General features: G+C 33.8%; 11 protein-coding genes. 9 read left to right on the top strand and 2 right to left on the bottom strand.

Features of this window, described 5'->3' with window-relative positions; translation table 11 throughout:
• The 4 genes from QZZ53_RS12880 to QZZ53_RS12895 all read left to right on the top strand — a co-directional run.
• Nucleotides 1-298 (top strand): MarR family transcriptional regulator (locus QZZ53_RS12880; protein ID WP_296385316.1); only part of this gene is annotated, 298 nt, incomplete at its 5' end.
• Nucleotide 299: 1 nt separating this feature from the next.
• Nucleotides 300-2708, top strand: coding sequence for a 3-hydroxyacyl-CoA dehydrogenase/enoyl-CoA hydratase family protein (locus QZZ53_RS12885; RefSeq protein ID WP_296385318.1), 2409 nt, complete (start codon nucleotides 300-302; stop codon nucleotides 2706-2708).
• An 84-nt stretch (nucleotides 2709-2792) separates the two neighbouring features.
• Complete coding sequence (locus QZZ53_RS12890) at nucleotides 2793-3986, top strand: acetyl-CoA C-acyltransferase (protein WP_296385320.1); 1194 nt, start codon at nucleotides 2793-2795, stop codon at nucleotides 3984-3986.
• A gap of 119 nt (nucleotides 3987-4105) precedes the next feature.
• Nucleotides 4106-5914: an acyl-CoA dehydrogenase family protein gene (locus QZZ53_RS12895; protein WP_296385323.1), complete on the top strand. Its 1809-nt coding sequence runs from the start codon at nucleotides 4106-4108 to the stop codon at nucleotides 5912-5914.
• Between the two features lie 135 nt (nucleotides 5915-6049).
• On the opposite strand, the gene QZZ53_RS12900 is transcribed toward QZZ53_RS12895, so the two are convergent.
• Nucleotides 6050-9286, bottom strand: coding sequence for a LamG-like jellyroll fold domain-containing protein (locus tag QZZ53_RS12900; RefSeq protein WP_296385325.1), 3237 nt, complete (start codon nucleotides 9284-9286; stop codon nucleotides 6050-6052).
• Nucleotides 9287-9465: 179 nt separating this feature from the next.
• Complete coding sequence (locus QZZ53_RS12905) at nucleotides 9466-9903, bottom strand: T9SS type A sorting domain-containing protein (RefSeq protein WP_296385328.1); 438 nt, start codon at nucleotides 9901-9903, stop codon at nucleotides 9466-9468.
• A 232-nt stretch (nucleotides 9904-10135) separates the two neighbouring features.
• Here QZZ53_RS12905 and QZZ53_RS12910 point away from each other — a divergent pair, with 232 nt between their 5' ends.
• The 5 genes from QZZ53_RS12910 to QZZ53_RS12930 all read left to right on the top strand — a co-directional run.
• Nucleotides 10136-11410: a nuclear transport factor 2 family protein gene (locus QZZ53_RS12910; RefSeq protein ID WP_296385331.1), complete on the top strand. Its 1275-nt coding sequence runs from the start codon at nucleotides 10136-10138 to the stop codon at nucleotides 11408-11410.
• 85 nt (nucleotides 11411-11495) lie between these two features.
• Entirely contained in the window at nucleotides 11496-11687 is a 192-nt protein-coding gene (locus tag QZZ53_RS12915) for a hypothetical protein (RefSeq protein WP_296385333.1), read from the top strand.
• Nucleotides 11688-11768: 81 nt separating this feature from the next.
• The gene (locus tag QZZ53_RS12920; RefSeq protein ID WP_296385335.1) at nucleotides 11769-15938 is read left to right on the top strand and encodes an ATP-binding protein; all 4170 of its coding nucleotides are present in this window, start codon (nucleotides 11769-11771) and stop codon (nucleotides 15936-15938) included.
• Between the two features lie 9 nt (nucleotides 15939-15947).
• Complete coding sequence (locus tag QZZ53_RS12925) at nucleotides 15948-17972, top strand: ATP-binding protein (RefSeq protein WP_296385337.1); 2025 nt, start codon at nucleotides 15948-15950, stop codon at nucleotides 17970-17972.
• Nucleotides 17969-18255 (top strand): response regulator (locus QZZ53_RS12930; RefSeq protein WP_296385339.1); only part of this gene is annotated, 287 nt, incomplete at its 3' end. The genes QZZ53_RS12925 and QZZ53_RS12930, both read left to right, overlap by 4 nt.

Raw genomic sequence — 18255 nt, forward strand, 5'->3', positions numbered from 1 at the left:
TAAAAAAATGGGTATGGAAGCAACAAGTTTATCACGTACTCTTAAGACAATGGAAGAAAAAGGTTTAATTGAACGTAAACCAAATCCAGAAGATGGTCGTGGAGTCCTTATTTTCTTAACTGAATTTGGTAGAGAAAAAAGAGAATATTCTAGAGATCGTGTACTAACCTTTAATAATACAATTCGTCAAAATATTTCTCAAGATAAATTGAATAATTTTTATGAAGTCGCAGAAATCATAAATAATATGATATCAAACAAAAAAATATATAATCAAAAAGAACACACTTTAAAATAAGATGAGTAAACGTAGAATCAAAAAAATTGCCATTGTAGGTTCTGGTATTATGGGAAGCGGTATTGCTTGTCATTTTGCTAATATTGGTGTAGATGTTTTATTATTAGACATTGTACCAAGAGAATTAAATCCTAAAGAAGAAGCTAAAGGTTTAACTTTAAAAGATAAAGCTGTTAGAAACCGTTTGGTTAATGATGCATTGACAGCATCAATAAAATCTAAGCCTGCACCTCTCTATCACAATTCGTTTAAAAATAGAATTACTACAGGAAATCTTGAAGATGATATCTCTAAAGTAAAAGATGTCGATTGGATTATGGAAGTTGTAGTTGAAAGACTGGACATTAAACAACAAGTCTTCGAAAAACTTGAACAGCATAGAACTCCAGGAACTTTGATTACCTCAAATACATCTGGAATCCCTATTAAGTTTATGAGTGAAGGACGAAGTGAAGATTTCCAGAAACATTTCTGTGGAACTCACTTTTTTAATCCTGCACGTTATTTAAAGTTATTTGAAATTATTCCTGGACCAAAAACAGATGCATCTGTTTTAGAATTCTTAAATGGTTATGGAGAACAATTCTTAGGAAAGACATCTGTCGTTGCTAAAGACACTCCTGCATTTATAGGCAATAGAATCGGAATTTTTAGTATTCAGAGTTTATTTCATGCAGTTAAAGATTTAGATTTAACTATTGAGGAAGTAGATAAACTATCTGGTCCTGTTATTGGTCGTCCAAAATCGGCAACCTTTAGAACTGTTGATGTTGTTGGGTTAGATACTTTAGTACATGTAGCAAACGGAATTTACGATAACTGTCCAAATGACGAACGCCTAGAGCTTTTCAAATTACCAGACTTCATCAACACTATGATGGAAAACAAATGGTTAGGAAGCAAGACTGGACAAGGGTTTTATAAGAAAACTGTTTCAGCTGAAGGTAAAAAAGAAATTTTATCTCTCGACTTAAACACATTAGAATATCGTCAAGCTAAACGTGCAAAATTCGTCACTTTAGAATTGACTAAAACAATTGATAAAGTAGCTGATCGATTTAAAGTATTAGTAAAAGGAAAAGATAAAGCAGGTGAATTCTATAGAAAGAGTTTTGCAGCATTATTTGCTTACGTGTCTAATCGTATTCCAGAAATTACTGACGATTTATATAAAATTGATGATGCAATGAAAGCAGGATTTGGTTGGGAACATGGTCCTTTCCAAATTTGGGATGCAATTGGTGTTGAAAAAGGAATTGAAATGATGCAAGCTGAAGGTTTAGAACCTAACGTTTGGGTTAATGACATGTTAGCGTCTGGTAGTTCTTCATTCTATTCTGTGAAAGATGGAGCAACATTTGCTTATGACATTCCGAAGAAATCACAAGAAAAAATCCCTGGTCAAGACAGTTTTATCATATTAGATAATATTAGAAAAACGTCTGAAGTATTTAAAAACTCAGGTGTTGTAGTTGAAGATTTAGGAGATGGAATCCTTAATGTAGAATTCCAATCTAAAATGAATACTATTGGTGGTGACGTTCTTGCAGGATTAAATAAAGCAATTGATATTGCTGAAAAAGATTTCGCAGCTTTAGTTGTTGGTAACCAAGCTGCAAACTTCTCAGTTGGCGCAAACATCGGAATGATTTTTATGATGGCTGCCGAACAAGAATATGATGAGCTTAACATGGCTATCAAATATTTCCAAGATAGCATGATGCGTATGCGTTATTCCTCTATTCCAACCGTTGCTGCTCCTCATGGAATGGCTCTTGGTGGAGGTTGCGAGTTATCAATGCACGCAGATAAAGTAGTTGCAGCAGCAGAAACTTACATCGGACTTGTAGAATTTGGTGTTGGTGTGATTCCTGGTGGTGGAGGTTCAAAAGAAATGGCTTTAAGAGCATCAGATACTTTCAAGAAAGGCGATGTGCAATTAAATACACTTCAAGAGTATTTCTTAACTATAGGAATGGCTAAAGTAGCAACCTCTGCTTACGAAGCATTCGATTTAGGTATTCTTCAAAAGGGTAAAGATGTTGTTGTTGTAAATAAAGACCGTCAGATTGCAGTTGCAAAACAGCATGCTAAATTAATCGCAGATATGGGTTATACACAACCTGTAAAACGTAAAGATGTAAAAGTACTTGGTAAACAAGCATTAAGTATGTTCTTAGTTGGTACAGATTCTATGCAAGACAGTAAATATATCTCAGAACACGATAAAAAAATAGCCAACAAATTAGCCTATGTTATGGCTGGTGGAGATTTATCTGAGCCAACTCTTGTAAGTGAACAATACTTATTGGATTTAGAACGTGAAGCTTTCCTTTCGCTTTGTACAGAACGTAAGACTTTGGAAAGAATTCAGCATATGTTAACCAAGGGAAAACCACTTCGCAACTAGTTGCGAATAGTAATAAGGAATTAGTAACTAGGGATTAGAGAATCACTAATTACTAATTACTAACAACTAAATACTTAAAATAAAATGAAAACAGCATATATAGTAAAAGCATATAGAACCGCAGTTGGTAAAGCACCAAAAGGCGTGTTCCGTTTTAAAAGAACAGATGAATTGGCAGCAGAAACCATCAAATATATGATGAAGGAATTGCCAGGTTTAGATCCAAAACGTATTGATGATGTTATTGTTGGTAACGCAATGCCAGAAGGTTCTCAAGGCTTAAATATGGCACGATTAATCTCTTTAATGGGATTAGAAGTTATCGATGTTCCTGGTGTAACTGTAAATCGTTTTTGCTCTTCTGGAGTAGAAACTATTGGTATGGCAACAGCAAAAATTCAAGCCGGTATGGCAGATTGTATTATTGCAGGTGGAGCCGAAAGTATGAGTAGTGTACCAATGACTGGTTTTAAGCCAGAATTAAACTACGATGCTATTGTAAAAGCTGGTCACGAAGATTATTATTGGGGAATGGGAAATACTGCTGAAGCGGTTGCTAACCAATTCAACGTGTCTCGTGAAGATCAAGATGAGTTTGCTTATAATTCTCATATGAAAGCATTAAAAGCACAAGCAGAAAATCGCTTTCAAGATCAAATAGTTCCAATAGAAGTTGAACAAACTTTTGTTGATGCTAACGGAAAGAAAGCAACAAAATCTTACACAGTCACTAAAGATGAAGGTCCTAGAAAAGGAACAAGTAAAGAAGCTTTAGCTAAACTAAGAGCTGTATTTGCTCTAGGAGGAAGTGTTACAGCTGGTAACTCATCACAAATGAGTGATGGTGCTGCTTTCGTTATGGTAATGAGTGAAGATATGGTTAAAGAATTAAATCTTGAACCTGTGGCAAGAATGGTAAACTATGCAGCTGCAGGTGTTGAGCCTCGTGTTATGGGAATTGGTCCTGTAAAAGCAATTCCAAAAGCATTAAAACAAGCAAGTTTAAAACAAGACGATTTATCGTTAATCGAATTGAACGAAGCTTTTGCTTCTCAATCTCTTGCTGTTATTCGTGAGTTAAACTTAAATCCAGATATCATTAACGTAAATGGAGGAGCTATTGCATTAGGACATCCATTAGGTTGTACTGGAGCAAAACTATCTGTACAATTATTTGATGAGATGCGTAAGCAAAATATGCAAGGTAAGTATGGAGCAGTTACCATGTGTGTTGGTACAGGTCAAGGAGCATGCGGAATATTTGAGTTTTTGAATTAAAAAGATATCTCTCCGGTAAAGCGCAGTCGAAACCTAATTAACCGGATAGTATAAAATAATTCTCGACTACGATCGAACAGATAAACAAGAAAAAAGAACAACAAGATTATAATATAGTTATGGCAACAGAAGAAAAAGAATTATTAAGAGGAGGTCAATTCCTAGTAAAAGAAACAAAATGCGAAGACGTATTTACTCCTGAAGATTTTTCGGAAGAACAAAATATGATGAAGGATGCAGTTATCGAGTTCAATGACCGTGAGATCATTCCTCATAAAAACAGATTTGAAGCTAAAGACTATGCATTAACTGAAGAAGTTATGCGTAAAGCTGGTGAATTAGGATTTTTAGGTGTTGCAGTTCCTGAGGCCTATGATGGTCTAGGAATGGGCTTTGTATCTACGTGTTTAACTTGTGACTATATTTCTAGTGGTACTGGTTCTTTTAGTACAGCTTTTGGTGCGCACACAGGTATTGGAACTATGCCAATTACTTTATACGGAACAGAAGAACAAAAAAAGAAATACGTCCCTAAATTGGCAACAGGTGAATGGTTTGGAGCCTATTGTTTAACTGAACCTGGAGCTGGTTCTGATGCTAATTCTGGTAAAACAACGGCAGAATTATCTGAAGATGGGAAGTCTTATAAAATTAATGGTCAAAAAATGTGGATTTCAAATGCAGGTTTCTGTAGTTTGATGATTGTTTTTGCACGAATTGAAGATGATAAAAACATTACTGGTTTTATTGTAGAATACGATGGAGATAATCCAAATGGAATTACTTTGGGAGAAGAAGAACACAAATTAGGTATTCGTGCTTCTTCTACGCGTCAAGTATTCTTTAGCGATTGTGTTGTACCTGCTGAAAACATGTTAGCTGGTCGTGGAGAAGGATTTAAAATCGCTATGAATGCATTAAACGTTGGTCGTATTAAATTAGCTGCGGCTTGTTTAGATTCTCAACGTCGTATTTTATCAATAGCGGTACAATATGCTAACGAACGTAAACAATTTAATACACCAATTTCAGATTTTGGAGCTATTAAAGTGAAGCTTGCCGAAATGGCTGCTAGTGCTTATGCTGGTGAATCTGCAACATACAGAGCTGCAAAAAATATTGAAGACCGCATCGCTATTCGCGAGGCTTCAGGGAATACTCATCAAGAAGCTGAGCTTAAAGGTGTTGAAGAATATGCTATTGAATGTTCTATTTTGAAAGTAGCTGTTTCTGAAGATGTACAAAACTGTGCAGATGAAGGTATTCAAATTTTTGGAGGTATGGGATTCTCAGAAGAAACACCAATGGAAGCTGCTTGGAGAGATGCACGTATTGCTCGTATATATGAAGGTACTAACGAAATCAACAGAATGTTATCGGTTGGTATGCTTGTTAAAAAAGCAATGAAAGGTCACGTGGATTTATTAGGTCCTGCACAAAAAGTTCAAGAAGAATTAATGGGCATTCCCTCATTTGACACACCTGACTATTCTGAGTTATTTTCCGAAGAAAAAGAAATGATTAAGAAGTTAAAAAAGACCTTCTTAATGGTTGCAGGTGGAGCTGTTCAAAAATATGGACCTCAATTAGAAGATCATCAACAATTGTTAATTGCAGCTGCAGATATTTTAATTGAAATTTATATGGCAGAATCTGCAATTCTAAGGACTGAAAAAAATGCAAAACGTTTTGGTGAAGAAGCACAATCTGCGCAAATAGCAATGGCTAAATTATATTTATATCACGCTGTGGATATCGTTGAAGAAAAAGGAAAAGAAAGTATTATTTCTTTCGCGGAAGGAGATGAACAACGTATGATGTTAATGGGGCTTAAGCGTTTTACAAAATATGCTAATTATCCTGATATTGTAGATTTACGCATTGAAATTGCAGAAAAAGTAAAAGCAGAGAATAAGTACTGTTTTTAGATTAAGTTTAAGTTAGAAACTAAAAAACCAATTCATTAGTTTGAATTGGTTTTTTTATTCATAAAATTCAAAAAGGCCTCAAAACATAACATTTTGAGACCTTTTCTTACTAACTAATAAATCAAAGAATAAAAATTACTTTACAATTATTTTCTTTGTAATTATCTTATTATCGACAGTACTTAATTTTACCACATAAGTACCTGTACTTAAATTCTGAATTTCATATTCATTATAAGAACCTCCCCATAAATTATCATTATTATAAACTGACTGACCGAGAATATTAAATAACTCAATATTTTTTAGTTCTGAATTGGTAGGATTTAAGATTACCATTTTATTTCTACTAAAAGCATAGTAGAGGCTTAGTTTGTTTAATTCGTTTTCAATTGTACTTAAAAACTGAGGTATTGAAAACACAATTTCAAAACGATTTAAATGCTCACCAGCAGGTAATGCAATGCTGTAATCCGATTCTCTTAAATTATGATACACTTCTTCGGTACTATCATGCAAAAAGATTGGTAAATCACTTGGTATGTTTTCTAAATCATCAATTGTAATAGAATTAATTCCTTCAGTATTAGTCTTTATTCCTAACTCTAATGCAGTATCCATTTCATCTATTTCATTGATTCCTTGAATTACATACTTTTCCGCATTAATTATCCAATACATATCATCAACTTGCTCTTCATTTAATGCACCATCAAAACCCCAATCATAATTCATTGTTGCGTTTTCATCTACAGTAACTAGCAGCTGTCTATGTATTGTATTAATAGAGTTTAATGCTATACGGATTTTCATCCTTTCATCTCCGCTATTATCTGAATATTCATTTATAGTAGAACCGTTTGCACTTCTCATAAAAATCGAAGAGCTATTCCCTTCTTTTATAAATGCGCGTTGTCTATTATTAAATTTAATCTTTCCACTAGTCTCACCTACTACAAAGAATCCTTGACCAACTGGAATATATCGTCCGGGAATTTTAGTCCCAACTATAGGCCCATCTTGATCTACATCTAAGTCAATATCTGCTTTTGACGCAGCAGCAGTTCCGCCAGACAAATTATACAATGCATAACCTCCTTGATATTCTTGCAATACATGTGAACCTCCTCCCCAATGTTCCCAGAAATAAAGTGTTCCGGTTGTATTACCAGCACCTTCAATAGTTGGACCATTATCTAAAATAAATTGATGTGCATCCATAGCAGATGGATAAGGGTTACCAATTAAATAATCATTATTTGCATCTATATCTAATTCTATATCTCCATTATTAGGTTTACCATTAAAGACATAATTCTGTTCTTGCGACACACTACCATTAGTGTTATAAACACCCTTCATGGTAAATCCTTCACCTGGATTTACATCACCAGTATTTCCAACAAATTGCCATGACGAATAATCATCATCAGCTTGATTAGCAAATTTCCAAATCCACGCTGTAGAAATAGATATGTTAGAACCAGAAATAGAACCATCAAAACCACTAACATAACTTATTGCATTTGGTGAGTTAGGGTTAGTACCATTTTGCATCACATTAGGTAATTTGTATTTAAAACTAACATTGTTTTGTATCATACTTGTTACACCTACAGGTGATGACCAATAATTATAGGTAAACAAATCCTTTGTTCCTTGTTGATCTTTTTCTAATCTACCATTTGAGCCTATTGAAAGGTCACTGTCCTCTGTTTGAATTAATTGAGACTCCCCTTGTAGATCTATCTCTCCTTTTAATTCTAAGTACCATGAATTTTGAATTCCTGAATCGTTATTAACAGTTAACTCTGTTCCATTATCAATAATTAAACCTACAGTGGAATGGTCTTTATCTGTAACTATATCTTTAGTAATCTTAACAATTGCACAAGCCGTATGATTATCTATATCCCAGACATCACCATGTAACCAATTACTTTTATCGTCCCAATTTGTATTTCCGCCAGCTTTCGTAACATAAGGCAATGGTGCTGTACGGTCTTGATATGTTCTCATGTTATGAAGTTGGCCGCTAATTCCAACAGACGAATCGTCTACAGCTGCTCCAACATCTACGATATCCATTTTGTAGTATAATTCTAAATCACTCCAAGACAAACCTTCAATATCTTTTGGGATTACTTTACCTCTTACATTACCAGAATTATTTTCAATTTCTTGATAAATTTGTCTTTGTAATTGATTATCTGTTAAAGCTTTATTATATACCCTTGTTTCATAAATTGAGCCTTCAAAATAACTATTATCATGTAGTGTGTTTCTACCAATTTCAAAATCATGATCAGAGTTATAACTCGCTTGGTTATTTAGTGCACTTCCATTTAAATTAACATACTTCCATTCTAATTCTCCATTAAGATACATTTTAATAGAATTACTATTAGCGTCATAAATAGCTGCAACATGATACCACATTTCTGTAGTTAAAACTGGTGCGACAGAAATCGGTGTTGCTACATCGCTTGATGAACTAGCGTTTGTTTTTACGTATGTTCTTAATCTTCTATTAGAATCTATGAAAAACCTAAAGTTACGTTGTCCCATAATTTCTCCTCCATTAAAACCAGCATCTAATTTTATCCAAGTCATCATAGTAACTTCAGATTTATTTCCTAAGAAAGCAGCTCTATTAACATAATCATCATTACCATCAAAATCTAATGTTATTATTTCAATATCACTAAATGCTATTTCCCATCTATCATTAATCGAAGCATTACCTCCAATAGCTGCCATGGAAATCTCAAAAGTTACAGATCTAAATGCGCCATTAAGTCTAATACTACCAGAAGCTGTACCAGCATTTGGAGGACCACATTCTGATGGCAAACTTGTATATGTCTGTCCAGACTGTCTTCCAACAGTGTGAGAGGTGCTTTCAAAATGAACATCATTTCCTGCTAATTCAGTAAATGTTATTCCCGGAGTTACTAGTTTTATTATAGAAGATGATGTCAAATTATTTACTTGCCCACCTCCTAATCTATCGAAATGCATCACTGGGTTTTCAACAGGAGCTGAAAACGAAAAGGTTATAAAAGCTGAATTAGGGAATGTATGGCGTATACTTAGTGACGGATTACCAACAATAGAAGGGTCACTGTATGCTGAGCTATTACAACCCATAGTGTCATATGTTACAAAATCGTTTAATGTATAAGATGTACCAGATCCATAGTTTGTTGCTGAGGCTGTTATCCCTACAGATCCGGCTGTTGCAGACCAAGTAGTACTTGAGCCACTTCCAGAAGCCGTCCATACACCAGATTTTTGTGAAAAACTAAAGTTAACGAGTGTAAAACATACAACACATAGTGCTACTTTTACATGAGACGTAAAAATTTTCATAATTCGGTTAAGTTTTAATTCTCAAACAGATTTGAGGGCAACTGTCTGTAGATAAGGGCTTATAGAGGTTTCATAATTTTTATTATAATTCCTATATAATTTTTGCTGCTTTTCAACAGCAAGTTAACGTGATAGTTAGGTAAAACGATCCTTGTTTCTTTATTGTTTATTTTTTGTTATTAATTCTTTAAAATTCTTTTAGTTACTGATATATCCCCATCAATTGTTTCAAATTTGATGAGATATATACCATTAGCTAAATCTCTGATATTTATGGCACCACTACTTTTATTCATGGCATATACTATTAATTTTTGGCCTAAAACATTATAAAGACTTAATGTGATAATTTTCACATTCGACCTAAATTTTAGAGTTGATTTTACAGGATTAGGGAATACTTCTAAGCTAATCACCTTAGAATCGCTTAATTCTTGGTTATCACTCTCAATTGTTATTTTTTGGAAAGAACTCCTAATTCCATTTATAATAGTATTAGACAAAGTAGATTCTACAGAATAAGTCATAGAATCATTACCACTGCCATCAAATTCTGTCGTTTGAGCAATAGCCAAAATAGTAGATAACCATAACAGGCCTAATAGTTTTATTCTCATAGATTTGGATCTCTATTAAAATTGAGTAAATTCTGCAAAGCAGTAATCTTCAACAACTTGATAATGCAATAATACTAAAAATATCGATAAAAAGAAATATTTTTCCGACAAAATACACAATATTGTAGTATTTTGCTTTTTAATTCTCAAAAACCACTTAATAAATTACCTCAATAAAATCAGAAAATAATAATTTAGAATTATTATATTTATCACAATAACTGCTATTAACATGAAACGACTTTTTATTACAGCCATTCTGGCTCTATCTACTTGTGCATTTACCCAAACAAATACTGATATACATTTATTCGATGTAAACACACAGAACAATAAAATTAGTGTTACAAATCACAAAAACATTTCAAAAAGTGAGGGTTATGATAATCAACCATCATTCTTAAATGATGAAAAGATATTATATGCCTCTACAAGAAATGGCCAAACCGATATTATGCAATACTTTGATAATTATGGATCAAAGGTTTGGCTAAATTTCACTGAAGGTGGTGAATATTCACCTTTAAAAATTCCAAATAAAAATGCAGTATCAGCTGTACGTTTAGACAAAGATGGTAAACAACGATTATACTCTTATAGTTTAAGTAATGGTGAATCTACAGAACTTATAGAGGATTTGGTTGTTGCATATTATACTTGGAGTGATGAAAATACAATAGTATCTGCAATAATAGAAGGTGATGACCTCAATTTGTATGTTACAGATTTAGCGGAAGAAAAAAGTAGAAAATACGCCATAAAAGTAGGGCGTTCATTTCATAAAATACCAAACTCAAACCTTGTTAGCTTCATTTCTAAGAAAAACGAAAAACAATGGCAAATAAAATCACTAGACCCAATAACTGGTGAAACTAGAATAATTGCAAACACAATGCCTGGCATTGAAGATATTTGTTGGTTAAATAGTAAAACTCTACTATCTGGAAAAGACAGTATGCTTTACAAACTAACATTAAAAAGTGATAACAATTGGAAAAAAGTTACAGATTTATCATCTAATGGAATTACAAAAATAACACGACTTGTAACTAATTCTTCTGGCTCAAAATTACTAATAGCTGGTGATGTAAATCAAACTTCAAAGCCTGATAAAACATTAGCAGAAATTGAGCAAGCTAAAACTAATAAAAAAATAGAGGAAGAATATTTAGCAAACACTACTAGACTTTCAGCAATCATTCAAAAACAATTAGATGCCTACAATTCTAAAGATGTAAATGCTTTTATTGGAGCATTTACTGAAGACGTAAAATTATACAATTACCCAAGCACGCTTCTTTCAGAGGGAAAAGATCAAATGCGCAAAGATTATATAGCTTGGTTTAATCGCACTCCAGATTTAAAAGCATCAGTTAACCAACGTATTGTTATAGGTAATAAAGTTATTGATGAAGAACAAGTAATTGCCAATGGCAAAATTTTTAATACTGTAGCCATTTATGAAGTCACTAATGGACTTATTAGTAAAGTAACCTTTATGCAATAATGTAACAATTCAACATATTTATATACCTATTATAAGCTAACCAAGATCTACACTTACTGTCCCTACTTTTAAAAACCTAACCATAATGGGACTATTCTGGGATTTAATCCAACAAAGGGTAATAGAAGAACAAAAGGGAAAAGCGGACTCTCTTGAAGAACGTGTCACTGAACTTGAAAGCGGCCTCTCCAATACCAAGGTGTTATTACTAAAAACGCATAAAGTACTAGAAGCACGCTCTGGAATAGATATTAACGAAGATGGATTAATAGGGTGAGAAATTATCATGTATTAATTTTCACTAACTTCAACCATACCTTTAATTTCACTCAATAATTTTTCGGCAAAAGTTTAATCTATGCAACTAACCAAAACAAAAGAAAAACAAATATTAAAAATCTATGATAAGTGGATGCATAGTTATTTAAATGGAGATATTGAAACTTACGACTCATATTTAGATGATGATTACCATTTTATAGGATCTACTGATAACGAAGAATTTTTAAACCGAAAAGCAACCACCAACTTCTTTAAAGATACTGCAGAACAATTTTCAGGAAAAACAAATCTTAGAAACGAAACCACTACTCTAGAGTTATTTCGAGAACTCGTTTTTATTACGCACGTTTTTGATGCCTGGTTTTTAAATGGCAATGATTGGACTTATTATGCGCGATTTAGGTTTTCATCCGTTTTAAATGAAAAAGAAGAAGGTTGGAGATTTATATACCAACATTTTTCGATTGCAGATTCTAAAGCTGACGAAGGAGAAACCATAGGCTTCGACAAAGTAAATTTGGAAAATCAAGAACTTCGAGAAGCTATAAGACGAAGAACCTTTGAGTTAGAAAAAAAAAACCGTGAGCTAGAAGTTGAAGGAGCATTAGAACGTATTAGAGCACAAGCCGTTGCCATGCAACAATCCTCAGACCTATTGGATATAGTTGTTACGATGCGTAACGAATTCATGAAACTTGGCCACGAAGCCCATTATTTCTGGCACATGATGTGGCTACCAGAAAAATACGAGAAAGCCATGACGTCTGGTGATGGTACCAAAATTGGTTTTGTAATGGAGTTACCAAGGCATATCCATGGAGATATCCCATTGTTGGCAAAATGGGAAAAAAGCAAAAAGCCAACTGTTGTCTATGCTATGGATGCTGATGCAGCTATAGATTATGTAGATAAAATGGTTGCACTTGGTAATTTTAAAAATATAGATCCTCAAGCACCAACTGAAGATGACATCAGACATATTGATGGATTAACCTTTATCATGGCAAGAACATCTCATGGTGAAATTGGCTATAGCTTACCTGGCGTTGTAAAAAATCCACCAAAAGAAGATATAGACATTTTAGTAAAATTTACAGGAGCTTTCGATTTAGCACATCAACGTTTCCTCGACCTTCAAAAAGCTGAAAAGCAAACCAAGGAAACACTGATTGAACTTTCTCTAGAACGGATTCGTTCGCAAGTGATGGCAATGCAAGAATCATCTGACTTGTTTAATATAGTCGTCGTTATGCGAAAAGAATTTATTTCTTTAGGGCATGAGGCTGACTATTTCTGGCACATGCGATGGCAAAAGGATAATTATGAGATGTCAATGACTTCAGATGATGGAAGCCGTATTGGTATGATTATCACAGTACCTAAGTTTATTCATGCCAACATTCCAAGTTTAGCAGCTTGGGAAAAAGGTAAAGCACCTACTTTTGTTTTGGCGCTAGATGCCAATGAAGCATGGACTTATATAGATGCGATGAATACGCATGGTCATTATAAGCTAGCTGACCCAAATGCACCTACTCAAGAAGATATTAATCATATTGGAGGACTTACTTTCATAATTGCACGCACCACACATGGAGAAATTGGTTTTAGCCTTGCTGGAAAAGTAACAGATCCACCAAAAGAATCTATTGAAACATTACTGCATTTTGCTAAAGTATTTGATTTAGCTTATCGACGCTTCGAAGACCTCAAAATTGCAGAAGCACAGACGCGAGAAACCCAAATAGAACTCGCTTTAGAAAAAGTGAGAAGTCGTACTATTGGTATGCAACGAAGTGACGAACTACAAGAAACATCATTCTTATTAGATGAACAAGTAAGAGTCTTGGGTATTAAAACTTGGGGTTGTGCTTTCAATATTTACGGAGAAAAAGATTCGACCGAATGGTTTGGAAATGAAGCTGGTATTCTACCAAAATACACGGTTCCTCGAACAGGAATCTTTAAAGAATATTACCAAAAAGGTCAAAGTGGTGAATCACTTGTCATAAAGGAGTTTTCTGGTAAAGCATGTGTAGATCATTACGAATATATGAGCTCACTGGCTGTTATAGGTGATGTATTAAAAAATTTAAAGAAAACAAACAAGGGTTTCCCAACCTATCAATTAGATCATGTGATCTATTTTAAATACGGCTACTTATTATTTATTACAAAAGAGCATGTACCAGAAGCACATGACGTTTTTAAACGTTTCGCTAAAGTCTTTGAACAAACCTACACACGCTTCCTAGATCTTCAAAAAGCAGAAGCACAAGCAAGAGAAGCACAAATTGAAGCCGCTTTAGAAAAAGTACGTTCACGTTCCTTAGCGATGCACAAACCAGATGAATTGCAAGAAGTGGTTGCTGTAGTTGCCGAAAAACTAAAAGATCTAGGCGTTATATTCGATGCAGGAGGCGTGATTCTTTGCACGTATTTCCCAGATAATAAAGATGTAATGCATTGGATTGCCGCTGATGACTTTTCCTATTCAGGAAATTATCTAGTGCCTTATTTTGAAAACCCAATATTTGACGATGCTTGGGATTCTAAAATGCGAGGAGATGCCTATTTTTCACAGGAATTTTCTATTGAAGTGAAGAACAACTTTTTTACACATTGCTTTGAGCATAGTGATTATAAGAACTTCCCAATTGAATTTAAGCAACATGCACTTCAGGCTAAAAACCATCATCTTTCGGCAGCTTGGTCAAAAAATTCGGCTATTATTATTCCTTCACTGACTGGAGTTATACCTTCAGAAAATGATGCAAATATCATGAAACGCTTTGCAAAAGTTTTTGAACAAGCGTATATCCGATTTATGGATTTACAAAAAGTTGAGGCACAAGCAAGAGAAGCACAAATTGAAGCGGCTTTAGAAAAAGTACGTTCTCGTACCATGGCAATGCAGCATAGTGATGAATTACCAGAAGCTGCCAATAATTTATTTCTACAGGTACAAGAGTTAGGCATACCAGCATGGAGCGCAGGCTATTGTATTTGGGAAGACGACAAGAAAAAAAGTACTTGGTGTAATATGTGTAGTGAAGGTGAAATTCAAAAAGCCTTTTCATTACCAACTGTTGGTGAAGGTTATAATTTTGAAAAACCATTAAAAAATGGGGACCCTTTTCATGTGTCAGAATTAGGTGGTAAAACACTCGTAAAGCATTACGACTTTATGAAAACACTTCCAGGTATAGGAGAAATTCTAAAAGAGTTTGATGAAAAAGGTATTGATTTACCTACCTTTCAAATATTTCATATTGTGTATTTTGAATATGGTTATGTAATGTTCATTACCTATGAATCTGTACCAGATGCTCATGACATATTTAAACGTTTCGGACAAGTTTTTAACCAAACCTATACTCGCTTTTTAGATCTTCATACTAAAGAAAACCAAGCAACAAAATTAGCTGAAGAAAAACAAAGACTTGAAGATACATTAAGTGATTTACAAGCCACTCAAAAACAATTAATCCAATCCGAAAAAATGGCAAGTTTGGGCGAACTCACAGCTGGCATAGCACACGAGATTCAAAATCCATTAAACTTTGTTAATAATTTCTCTGAAGTCAGCAAAGAACTCTTGGAAGAAATGCTCGAGGAAATGGAGAAAGGTGATATGGAAGAAGTGAAAGCTATAATGGATGATGTTGTGCAAAATCTAGAAAAAATAAACCATCATGGTAACCGAGCAGATGGCATTGTAAAAGGGATGTTACAACATAGTCGTGCTGGTGGTGATAAAAAAGAACCTACAGATATTAATGCTTTGGCAGATGAATATTTAAGACTAGCCTATCATGGTTTAAGAGCAAAGGATAAATCATTTAATTCTGAATTAGTTACTGATTTTGACGATACTATTAAAACCATTGACATTATACCGCAAGATATTGGTCGCGTGATTCTTAATTTATTAACCAATGCATTTTATGTGGTTAATGAAAAGAAAAAATCTGGAATTAAAGATTACAACCCATCAGTATCAATAGCAACAAAAAAGAAAAAAAATACTGTAGAAATTATAGTTACGGACAACGGAAATGGAATGCCAGAATCTGTAAAGGAAAAAATATTTCAACCGTTTTTCACAACCAAACCCACAGGACAAGGCACAGGTCTTGGTTTAAGTATGAGTTATGATATTGTAACCAAAGGGCATGGAGGTCAATTAAAAGTAAAATCAAATGAAGGAAAAGGCACTATCTTTATAATAGAATTGCCCCTGTAAAAAAAAATTATGACTCAATACAAATTACATACAGGGATTACCTTATTCATTTTCTTCATTTCGTTTGGGATAATGACTGCTCAAAACGACCGTGTAAACGATTTACTTAAACAAATAGAAACTGCCACTCACGATAGCACTAGAGTTTATGCGAATAAGCAGTTAGGTTATCATTACCAGTATTCTAATCAACCAAAGGCATTAATTTATTTCAAGGAAGGCGTTATTGCCGCGAAACGTTCTAATGATAGTTTACAGTTAGCAAATATTTATTACAGCATAGGTCACACCTATAATCTGATGCAAGAATTACCTAATGCGCTAGACAGTTACCTCAAAGCCGCACGAATCTATGAAAACTTAGATGATAGCTGGCGTCTTGTTAACACTTATATGGGTATTTCTAACTTGTATGTACATGATGATGATATTGATAAACAAGCGACTTATTTAGATTATGCAGAAGATGTACTCTCAAAAAGTAATGACAGTATTCAACTAAGTACGTTTTATAATCATAAAGGTATAATTTATGATCGTCGAAAAATGTACGATTCTGCCTTAGTTTATCTTAATAAGGGTTTAAAAGTAGCTGAAGATATCCAAGACACAAATTCTATTGCATCGTCGTTAACCAACTTAGGACTCACATACAAACACATTAATAAAACTGACCAAGCATTAGAGCAATATAATAGAGCACTCGAAATTTATGAGAAAGGTGATGAAAAATTTTCTCTTAGTATTCTTCATAACAATATTGGATCAGCTTATACACAAAAAAGCGACTTTAAATCTGGAGAAACAGCCTTTAAAAAAAGTATTAGTTATGCCAATAAAGTAGGTTCACAACGCGTATTGTTGCAAAATTATAAAGACTTAGCAGACATGTATGATAAGGAACCTTCTTATAAAAATCAAGCTGAATACCTCGATAAATATCATACTCTAAAGGATAGCTTATTCACTGTAGAAAAAGACAATCAATTATCTCAGCTCGAAAGTGATTATGTCATAGAAAAGAAGGATTTAGAACTCGAAGCACAACAACTAGATATTGAGAAAAAACAAAAGCAAAATACCATATACATCATTCTTTTCTGCTTTAGTATCCTGACACTAGGTTTGCTATTGTTTTATTTCATGAGATCTCGCAAAAAGAATCAGCTTTTACAATCTCAAAATAAAATCATTAATAACCAAAAAGAAACATTAGAAACTACATTAACCAATCTTAAAGCGACACAATCGCAGCTTATTCAATCCGAAAAAATGGCATCTCTTGGTGAATTAACTGCTGGTATTGCACACGAGATACAAAACCCATTAAACTTTGTCAATAACTTCTCTGAAGTCAGCAATGAACTTATTGATGAAATGAATGAAGAATTAGATAAAGGAGATATAGAAGAAGCAAAAGCTATTTCAACAGATATTAAACAAAATCTTGAGAAAATTACGCATCATGGTAAACGTGCTGATGGTATTGTAAAAGGAATGCTTCAACACAGCCGAAAAAGCACTGGCAAAAAAGAGCCTACATACATAAACAAACTAACCGAAGAGTATTTTAGATTGGCTTATCATGGACTTCGCGCCAAAGACAAAAGTTTTAATGCTACACTTAAAACAGATTACGATGAAAATATAGGAGAAATTGATGTTATTCCGCAAGATATTGGTCGTGTTATACTTAACTTGTTTACCAATGCTTTTTATGCAGTCGATGAGAAAAAATCAAAGTCTAAATCAGAGACTTATAAACCTACAGTTTCTGTGAAGACAGAAAAAACAAAAGATAAAGTCCACATTTCAGTTAGAGATAATGGTGACGGGATACCTAAAGAAGCTATTGATAAAATTTTTCAGCCATTTTTCACTACAAAACCTACGGGAAAAGGAACTGGTCTAGGCTTATCAATGAGCTATGATATTATAAAAGCACATAAAGGCAAATTAGAAGTAAATACGGAAGCCGGAAAATACACCGAGTTTCAAATCATTTTACCAACCAAAAACTTAAAGAAAGCATGAAAATACTAGTCGTAGATGACGAAAAAGATGTGCAAATACTTTTTCAACAGCGTTTTAGAAAAGAAATTAGAAAAGAAGAACTAGACTTTGTTTTTGCATTTTCTGGTGAAGAAGCTTTAGAAACATTAGATAAAATGCGGCACGAAGCGGTATTAATTCTGTCAGATATTAATATGCCAGGCATGAGTGGTCTAGAACTGTTAGAAACCATAAAAAAGGATTTTGTAGCGCCACCACCAATTGTAATGATGGTGACTGCATATGGTGACGAGGACAATTACAA

The sequence above is a fragment of the Winogradskyella sp. genome, assembly GCF_016744625.1.
GTDB lineage: Bacteria > Bacteroidota > Bacteroidia > Flavobacteriales > Flavobacteriaceae > Winogradskyella.